Below are 8,792 nucleotides of genomic sequence, written 5' to 3'. Positions count from 1 at the left end.
CGCCCCGAAATGCCGTCCAATCAACTCTCCGACACGATGCCTTCTGGTCATGCGAGGGCCTCCCTTCTTGCGAAATGGACGCCCCTTTCATACCAGAAGGCATCTCTTCGTACCAGAGAATGCCATACATACTTATGTAGCAATGCTTTACAAAGTGGGTACGGATCAGGGTCTCGCGGCGTGGAGCCGGCATCGACCCAACACGCGCACGGTTTTGCGCGGCGAAGCTGATATTCCATGCCCGGGAGGCGGATAGATGATGGGAGGAGAGACTCCGCCTGCGGTACCGCGGTGTACAATGGACTTCAGGGCAGCCATGGCTAAAGTTGGGAAGTCCGCAGGCTACGGGAGGGATTGAGGCTACCGGCACAGACAAGGCGGGAGGCGCAGGATGGAGCAGGTGCGCTGGGAGCGTGTGGAGCTGCCTCAGACGGCGGGCGGACGACTTCTGACCCCCGGGGTGGCCGCGATTGCGTGTCTCCACATCCTGGGGTTCGCCGTGCCGCTGTTCATGCCGGAGCAGAGCGCGGTCTCGCTCGTGCTGGCGCTGGGATTGGGCGCCGACGGCCTGTTTCACCGCCTGCGCCTCTGGCAGCCGCTGACCTACGCCGGGCTCTACCCGACTCCGTGCCTCGTCGGGCTGCTGATCTCCTTCCTCTTCATCCTTCTCTTCTGCGGCAGCCGCCTGGAGCGCGCGTGGGGCACGGCGCGCTTCCTCCTGTTCTGCGTGCTGACCTCGGCCGCTGCCGGCCTGATCCGTGTGCTGCCGGAGACAGAATCCGGCATGGTCCTCGTCGGCAGCACCGGGTTGCTCTGCGCGGTCCTGGCGGCCTTTGGGCACGTCTGCCGGGGCGAAAAGATCTGGCTCATCCTCGCACCGGGTCCCATCGCCGTCCCCTATGTGGTCATTGGCGCGCTCGTCGTGATCCTGCTTTTCAACCTCGTGCCCGTCGCCGGCATCCTCTGGCTGTCGGGAGCCGCCTTCGGGCTTCTCTACGCGGAGCTCTGCAGCCGGTCGTGGCGGTTGCGGGGCCGTCCGGGCAAGCCCCGCGCCCCGGCGAAGCGGTTCAGTGAGATCGACCTGGACGGATAGGAGGCATCGAACGATGCAGCCGGCGACCGCAGACAGCCTGGGAGAGCGGGCGCGGGCCGCCCGGCGTCTGCTGCGCTCGTGCAGCCTCTGCGCGAGGGACTGCGGCGTCGACCGGCTTCGGGGCGAGCGCGGCTACTGCGGCCTCGGACCTGAGGCCCACTGCTTCCGGGAGATGCTCCATTTCGGCGTCGAGCTGGAGATCGCGCCCGCCCACGCCGTCTACCTGGCGGGCTGCAACATGCGGTGCGGCTTCTGCACGGCGGCGGAGTGGAACGCCCGCCCAAGCGCCGCGGCGCCCATGGACGCCGCGGCCATGGCCTCCCGGGTGGCGGCGCGGAAAGAAGAAGGCGCGCGCACGCTCCTCTTCGTCGGCGGGGAGCCCACGGTGAACCTGCCGGCTGCCCTCGACCTGCTGGCGCGGCTGCCTTCGGTCCCCCCGGTCGCCTGGGATACCAACATGTACATGTCGTCCGGCGCCCTGGAGACCCTGTCGGGCGTCGTCGACGTCTACGTGGCGGACCTGAAGTTCGGAAACGACGGATGCGCCCGGCGCATAGCGGACGCGCCGGATTACTTCGAGACGGTCACCAGGAACCTCCTGCAGGCAGGGACGGCGAGCGAACTCATCGTGCGGCATCTGCTGCTGCCGGGGCACTTCGAATGCTGCTTCCGCCCCATCCTGGCATGGCTGTCTTCGTCCCTGGACTCGCCGCGGCTGGCGCTCAAGGGCGAATACATGCCGCCCCAGGCAAATGACGGGGCGCCGGCGGCGTATATAACGGATGAGGAGCTGGATCGCGCCCGGGACGCCGCGTGCGCGGCCGGCATTGAACTGGTGGAGTGAAGCATGGCAACTGGCCCCGAAAACCCGATCCAGGTGCGGATACGGCCCGACGGACGCGTCTATCTGGACGGTCTGAGCGGCGATCTGCTCGACCTTGCCGCGGCGCTCCATCCGCGCGAAACGGCCGTCCGCCGCCGCCTGGCGCTGCCCCGCCGCCCTTCCCGGACCCCTCAGCAAGACGCGGAGACCCGACATGGCGATGCTGAAGCAGGCAAGTGAAGTGGAGGTGCTGATCCGCGCCCGCTACCCGGTCATCTACGTGACGACGTGGGAGGAGGCGCGCGTCGTCGCCGACATCACCACGCTGGCGCGGAAGCGGGACAAGCAGGTCTACGAATGGTCCATCACGACCGGCCTCGTGCCCGTCGGCACGTCGCTTCAGTCGGACCACCATCGGGATGCCGCCACCAAGGATCCGCTCGTGGCCCTGGACAGGGTCATCAGCGACGTAGAGCCGGCGATCTACATCTTCAAGGACTTCCACCACTTCCTGTCCAGGGGCAACTTCACGGTCGTCCGCCGCCTGCGCGAAATCGTCCAGAGCCTGAAGCACAGCTACAAGACGGTGATCCTCATCGCGCCGATCATGGAGATCCCGCTCGACCTGGAAAAGGACGTAACGGTGATCGACTTCGACCTGCCGGGCCCGGGCGAGATCAACGCCCTGCTGGGAAGGGTCCAGAAAGAGCTGGGCGAGAACCCCCAGGTGAGGATCGACCTGGACAACGGCGCGCGGGAGAAGCTCGTCAAGGCTGCGCTCGGCCTGACGCTGACGGAAGCGGAGAACGTCTTCGCGAAGATCCTCGTCACGGCGCGGCGGCTGGACGAAACACAGGTGCCGCGCGTGGTCGGCGAGAAGAAGCAGATCATCCGCAAGAGCGGCCTTCTGGAGTATTGCGAGACCGCGGATAACCTGTCCGGCGTGGGCGGCATGGACGGGCTGAAGTCGTGGCTCGAAAAGCGCGTGGCGGCCTTCTCGGACGACGCCCAGGAGTTCGGACTGCCGGCGCCGCGCGGCATACTGCTCCTGGGCGTGCAGGGCTGCGGCAAGAGCCTGACGGCCAAGGCCATCGGGCGCCTCTGGGACCTTCCCCTGCTCCGGTTCGACGTCGGCCGCGTCTTCGGCAGCCTCGTGGGCTCCTCGGAGGAGAACATCCGGCGGGCCATCAAGGTGGCGGAGTCGGTCGCACCGGCCATCCTGTGGATCGACGAGATCGACAAGGCCTTCGCGCGCCAGAGCGGGACGGCCGTGACGGACGGCGGGACGGCGTCCCGCGTTTTCGGCACGTTCGTGACCTGGCTGGCGGAGAAGCAGGCGCCGGTCTTCGTGGTGGCCACGGCCAACGACATCCGCGCCCTGCCGCCGGAGCTGATCCGCAAGGGGCGCTTCGACGAGGTCTTCTTCGTCGACCTGCCGTCGGGCAGCGAACGCAGGGAGATCTTCCGCATCCACATCGAGAAGCGCAAGCGGGATCCGGCCGCCTTCGACCTGGACGAATTGGCCGGTTTCTCGGAAGGATTCAGCGGAGCCGAAATCGAGGAGAGCATCGTCTCCGCGCTCTTCGATGCCTTCTACGACAAGAAAGACCTCTCGACGAAGGCCATCCTGAAGTGCATCCGGGAGACCGTGCCGCTGTCGAAGACCATGGAAGAGGAGATCGCGCGCCTGCGCCGGTGGGCGGACGGCCGGGCCCGCAACGCGGCGGTCCCACGGCCGCAGGACGTCGCCGACGTGCGGCGCAAGATCGAGCTTTAGACACCGAAACAGGGAGAGGAGGCGACGACATGAGCGCCGTATGCATTCTCACGCCGACGATCATAGCGGGCTGGCCGATGATCAGCGCCGCCGTGGCGGGCGCGGCCGCGGCACTGGGTTTCTCGATGGCCAGGGAGGGCGTGCGCGCGTCCGTAGAAGCCGCCGCGGCCGTGCAGGCCGGACAGGAAGAGCAGACCACCGTCGAAGTCGAGGTGGAGAATTCCGAGGTGCTCGGCGAGAGCCTCGCGGGAGAGCAGGAGCTGGTGCTCGTCAGGGACAGCGTCCGCGTGCGCATCTCGCGCGACCTTCGCGGGGCGCTGAAGGTCTGCGTGGAAGGCGCGGGCAGGGGCAGCGAGGAACTGCGGGAGATCGGCCGCCAGGTTGTCGACAAGGTGACCCAGATGTACGTCTACAACCGGGTCATGACGGAGCTGAAGAACAAGGGGTTCACCGTCATCCAGGAAGGCGTCGCCCAGGATGAGACGGTTCATATCCACGTCCGCCGGCAGGCGGTCTGAACGAGCCGGAGGGTGCGCATGAAAGAACGCAACATCGAAATCGAGATCGCGCGGGACGGGCGGGTGAAAGTGCACGTTCGCGGAGTCAAGGGCGAGCAGTGCCTCGAATACGTGAACTTCCTTGCGGACGTCGTGGGGCCGGTGGCGGAGCGGCGACTGACGCAGGAGTACTACGAGCGGGATGGTCGCGTGCGCGTCGATGCCGAGCAGGTCCAGCACGTCAGGGAATCGAACGAGGCATAGCCCGCCGGGAGGGCGCCCGATGCGGTGCGGACGGTGCGGTTTCGAGAACATGCCCGGCCTGGAACGTTGCGGGCGATGCAGCGGCGTGCTGGTCGTGCGCGAGCCGATCAGCGTCACGCCGCCGCGCGCCCGCGGACCGCGCCGGCTGCGCCGCATGCGATACCGGCTCGGAAACGCGCTGGGCTTCCTCAGATCCCCCAGGCGGGCGCCGGCCGGCCCCCTCCCGGGTCCCCTGTGGGCGGGTGCAGCCTCAGTTGTCCCTGGCCTCGGCCACCTGCTCACCGGCAGGGGCCGGCGCGTCCGCTGGTTCACCGCCGGCTGGGGCGGCTGCCTTCTGGCGGGGCTGGCACTCTACGGCACGACGCCCGGCGGCTGGCTCCTGGGCCTGGCCGTGGCGCTGCACGCCCATGTTGCGGCCGACTCCGTTGACCTCAACAAGCGCCTGAACAGCGCATGGCTGCGGATCGGTGCATCACTCTGTCTGTTCCTGCTGCTTGCGTTCGGATTGTACGCGCCGGTCCGAGCCGCCGCCGGGCGGCTTGTGCGGAGCGCACGATCCGCCGTCGATGCAGGCCCCGTCCGCCAGGGGGATCTCCTCCTTGTGCATCGCGGCGGTGCCCGGGCGCCGCGGCGGGGGGACCTGGTTCTCTATCCGATCGAACCGGCCGGAGGCGCCGGCTATCGGCTCGGTGGGGGTGAGGTCATGAGCCAGGTGATCGCCCTGGCCGGCGACACGGTGAAGATTCACCACGCGGAGGTGACGGTGACCAGGGCGGATGGCCGGCAGACGCGGTATGACATCTCGCCGCTGCCCGTTGCGGGTGCGACGGAGATCGTCGTTCCGGCAGATCACTGCCTCTGTCTGCCGCCTCAGTATGCACGGACCGACCACGGCGGGGACGCTCCGCCCGTATCCACGTATATCCAGACCGTGGCGATGCCGCGTCTGACCGGTCTGGCGGGACGGGCGTTCATGCTCTGGCGGCCGCTTCGGCGCGCCCGCTGGCTTCCGCGTGCCCCGAAGGAGGAGCCCGGCGGATGAGCCGGTTCGACAGCCTGGAGTTTGAGCGGCCGAAGGCGGGGCCTCGACGGCATTCCGGCGAGACCACGGGGACGCCGGTCCGCGACTGCTCGTATTTCCGGGAGGCCGCCGGCGAGGAATACCGGCTGGGGCGGCTGGAGGCGGCCCTGCGCAGCTACTCGCGCGCGCTCGAATGCGACACGACGGCCTGCGGCTGCTGGCTCATGCAGGTGCGCATCCTGATCGAACTGGAGGAGTACACGGAGGCGGGCGTGTGGGCGGATAAGGCGCTGGAGATGTTCCCGGACCACCCGGACCTGCTCGCCGCCCGCGCCGTCATCTGCGCCCGCACGGGCATGGACAGCCGCGCGATGGCGTTCTCCGACAGCGCGATGGCCGGCAGGGACGGCAGCCCCTACACGTGGCTGGCGCGCGGCGAGGTCCTCCTGGCCCGTCGCGGGCGCATGGCCGGCGAATGCCTTCTGCGCGCGATCGCCGAAAGCCCGGCCACGGTGGACCGGGCCTGGATGAACGTCGAGGTGGCGCGCGTGCTGCGCCGCTACGGGCGGCGGTCGGAGGCGCTCTACCATGCAAAGGCTGCGCAGGCGGCGATGCCGCTTCACGCGGCGGTCGCGCTCGAGGTGGGCCTCTGCCAGGAATCCCTGGGCCTGCCCGACGCGGCCCAGTCCTTCACGGAAGCCCTGCAGCTCGACCCGCTGTGCGACCAGGCCCGCCTGCGGCTGGCACGGCGGCGCAGGAGCCTGTGGGGATACGTCAAACGCTGGTTTACACGGAGCGACAATGGAGCTTGATCGCCAGGTAGCGCGGCTCATGAAGAAGGCCCGGGAGGCAATGGCCAGCGACGTGCACGTCATCGCCGGGCTCCCGCCGGCCTTCCGGATCCATGGCGAGATCATCCTCGCCGACGCCCCGCCGCTGACGCCCGCGCAGGCGGCGCACATGACGCTGAGCCTGCTCACCGAACAGCAGCGGGCGCAGCTCGAAAAGGAATGGGAGCTTTCCGTCTCCATCAAGGACGGCGCCCTCGGTCGCTTCCGCGTCACCGCCTACTACCACGGCGGCCATCCCGAAATGGCCCTGCGGTCGTGCAACACCGTCATCCCCACGCGGGATATGCTCGGCCTGCCGGAGATCGTCGACGAGTTCGCCCGGATGACGTCCGGCCTCGTGCTCGTCACAGGCCCGACCGGCATGGGCAAGACCACCACGTTGAACTACATGCTGGACCTGATCAACAGCGAGAGGCGCTGCAAGATCGTCACGATCGAAGACCCCATCGAGTACCTCCACCGCTGCAAGAAGGCCATCGTCGTCCAGCAGGAAGTCGGCACCGACGTCCACTCGTTCGCCCGCGCGCTCGTGCACGTGCTCCGGCAGGACCCCGACGTGATCTGCGTGGGCGAGATGCGCAACCTGGAGACCATATCCACCGCACTTACTGCCGCCGAGACGGGCCACCTCGTCATCGCCACGCTGCACACACCCAACGCGCTCCAGACCGTGGAGCGGATTGTCGACGTCTTTCCGGCCGGACAGCAGAACCAGGTGATCACGCAGCTGGCCAACTGCCTGCAGGGCGTCGTCGCGCAGCTGCTGCTGACGCGCGCGGACAAGAAAGGCCGGGTGCTGGCCACCGAGGTGCTGGTGGCCAATACGGCCGTCCGATCGGTCATCCGGGAAAATGACCTGTCCAAGCTGCAGAGCGTGATTCAGACCGGACGTCGGTCCGGGATGCACTCGATGGACGATTCGCTGCGCCGCCTCTACGAGGCCGCCTCGATCTCGTATGACGCCGCCGTCTCGCACGCACGCGATCCGCGCATGATCAGCGACGGATACAAGTCCGCCGCAACGCAGTAGCCGCAGCCTACGGGCCGCCGTAGATGCGGCGCGGGTTCTCCCAGAAGGCCGCCCGGATCAGGTCCGTCGCCGTGCCCGTGTCCATCCAACCGCGCTCGACGCGCTCCGACAGCACGTCCGCCCAGATCGCCTTGATGAGCTTCAGCTTCGGGTAGCACCACTCGCTGTGGTAGGCGTCCGAGAAGTAGGCGACGATCTTGGGCATCGGCACCAGGTCGATGCGCGTCTCGATCGCGCGGCGGATGTAATGCGGGTAGAGCGTGTGCCACCAGTGCCCGGCCACGCTGATGTTGGGCACGTGCTTGGCCAGGACGGCGATGTCGTGCGTGTAGTTGTCCGATGCGGCGGAGATGTTGAAGTGGAAGTCCTCGAACTCGGCTGCGAGCCGGCCGAGGTGGCCGGTGAAGCCGCCGTCCCATTGAGGGAGCGACCGATGCGGCGGCAGCACCTGCGCGCCGGCCAGCATCTGCACCGTGCGCAGCGGCGTCGCGCGCAGTTCCTGGAGCAGCCGCCGGATGGCGAAGTGGGAGACGCCGCCGAGTTCCTCCCGGCTGAGCGGCTCCCGGTTCAGCGCCTTCCGGATGACGGCGTCGATGTCCTCCGGGCGGGCGCCTTCGGGCGCGGTCGTGGGGGGCAGCGATATGCCGATGAAGCGGAGTCCCTCCTTGCCGATGGCGCGGGCCGTCGCGGCCAGCAGGCGCCCGTAGTCGTCGGCGTTCCGGATCGGGAACCCGAACCGCTCCTCGTAGCGCGCCAGGGCCTCGTGCGGCGCCCAGCGGCTCCCGCCCAGGTGGATGGGGATCCTCTCCCGGCCCTGCAGCAGGCGCGGCCCGTGCGGCTCGCCGTCCTTGACGGTGATGTTGTACTCGATGCGGCATCGCTCGCGCAGGACGTGCTCGTTCCACTCCCGGCTGTCCGCATGCTCTTCCACGGCCCGGAACGCGGCCTCGAGGTTCCGTTCGTTCAGGTCGCCGTCCAGGCCGTAGAGGTCCCCCAGGATCCAGCGCAGGCAGAGGCCGGCCGTGGTGTTGCGGACGTTGGGCAGGTACGGCAGCGCCCGCCGCAGGCGTTCGAGCGGCGGGAGGCCGGGGTCCGAGATCTCGTGCGGCAGCCCGGTCTCGGTGACGGCCGTCTGGCCCAGGCCGCTCGAGACGAGTTCGATCCAGACGTGATGGTACAGCGCGATGTCCGCCAGGCTGTCGGCCCAGGGCTTCTGCGGCCGCAGATGGCAGTGGGGGTCGTAGACCGGCACGCTGTCCAGCGCGTCTTGAATGACCTGCGTTGCGCTCTTCATGACGGCTCCTGTGCCCCGGTCGGCGGGGCTTCCTTTAGACGGCGTCCGTGCGGCACGATGCATGGTCCGAGGGGCAGTCTACTCCTGTGGACGGCCGATGCCAACTGCGGGGCGAGGGGCGCCGCATCGGGCAGGCCGTCGC

General features: G+C 68.5%; 10 protein-coding genes. 9 read left to right on the top strand and 1 reads right to left on the bottom strand.

The features are described 5' to 3' along the window. Positions 1 to 391: 391 nt before the first annotated feature. From GXY85_07815 to GXY85_07775, 9 genes are read left to right on the top strand one after another with little or no spacing between them, the layout of a single operon-like run. Positions 392 to 1,093: a rhomboid family intramembrane serine protease gene (locus tag GXY85_07815; protein ID NLW50738.1), complete on the top strand. Its 702-nt coding sequence runs from the start codon at positions 392 to 394 to the stop codon at positions 1,091 to 1,093. Between the two features lie 13 nt (positions 1,094 to 1,106). Further along, a complete protein-coding gene (locus GXY85_07810) occupies positions 1,107 to 1,937 on the top strand; it encodes a radical SAM protein (GenBank protein NLW50737.1) in 831 nt (276 codons plus the stop codon). A gap of 3 nt (positions 1,938 to 1,940) precedes the next feature. Continuing rightward, positions 1,941 to 2,156 carry a hypothetical protein gene (locus tag GXY85_07805; GenBank protein ID NLW50736.1) on the top strand — a complete coding sequence of 72 codons (216 nt, stop codon included), beginning with the start codon at positions 1,941 to 1,943 and terminating at the stop codon, positions 2,154 to 2,156. Then, positions 2,131 to 3,693 carry an AAA family ATPase gene (locus GXY85_07800; GenBank protein NLW50735.1) on the top strand — a complete coding sequence of 521 codons (1,563 nt, stop codon included), beginning with the start codon at positions 2,131 to 2,133 and terminating at the stop codon, positions 3,691 to 3,693. The genes GXY85_07805 and GXY85_07800 overlap by 26 nt, the downstream gene beginning before the upstream one ends. A 29-nt stretch (positions 3,694 to 3,722) precedes the next feature. Then, positions 3,723 to 4,211, top strand: a complete 489-nt coding sequence (locus GXY85_07795) for a DUF1257 domain-containing protein (GenBank protein NLW50734.1) — start codon at positions 3,723 to 3,725, stop codon at positions 4,209 to 4,211. Between the two features lie 18 nt (positions 4,212 to 4,229). Beyond that, entirely contained in the window at positions 4,230 to 4,454 is a 225-nt protein-coding gene (locus GXY85_07790) for a DUF2997 domain-containing protein (GenBank protein NLW50733.1), read from the top strand. Between the two features lie 19 nt (positions 4,455 to 4,473). Continuing rightward, complete coding sequence (locus GXY85_07785; protein NLW50732.1) at positions 4,474 to 5,496, top strand: hypothetical protein; 1,023 nt, start codon at positions 4,474 to 4,476, stop codon at positions 5,494 to 5,496. After that, positions 5,493 to 6,287, top strand: coding sequence for a tetratricopeptide repeat protein (locus GXY85_07780; GenBank protein NLW50731.1), 795 nt, complete (start codon positions 5,493 to 5,495; stop codon positions 6,285 to 6,287). The genes GXY85_07785 and GXY85_07780 overlap by 4 nt, the downstream gene beginning before the upstream one ends. After that, a complete protein-coding gene (locus GXY85_07775; GenBank protein ID NLW50730.1) occupies positions 6,277 to 7,356 on the top strand; it encodes a PilT/PilU family type 4a pilus ATPase in 1,080 nt (359 codons plus the stop codon). The genes GXY85_07780 and GXY85_07775 overlap by 11 nt, the downstream gene beginning before the upstream one ends. Positions 7,357 to 7,363: 7 nt before the next feature. Here GXY85_07775 and GXY85_07770 read toward each other — a convergent pair whose 3' ends face one another. Further along, positions 7,364 to 8,650 (bottom strand): hypothetical protein, encoded by a 1,287-nt coding sequence (locus tag GXY85_07770; GenBank protein ID NLW50729.1) that lies wholly within the window; start codon positions 8,648 to 8,650, stop codon positions 7,364 to 7,366. Between the last annotated feature and the right edge of the window lie 142 nt (positions 8,651 to 8,792).

Source organism: Candidatus Brocadiaceae bacterium, assembly GCA_012728835.1.
Classification (GTDB): Bacteria; Planctomycetota; Brocadiia; order SM23-32; family SM23-32; genus JAAYEJ01.
This window is presented reverse-complemented; position numbering and strand designations above follow the sequence as displayed.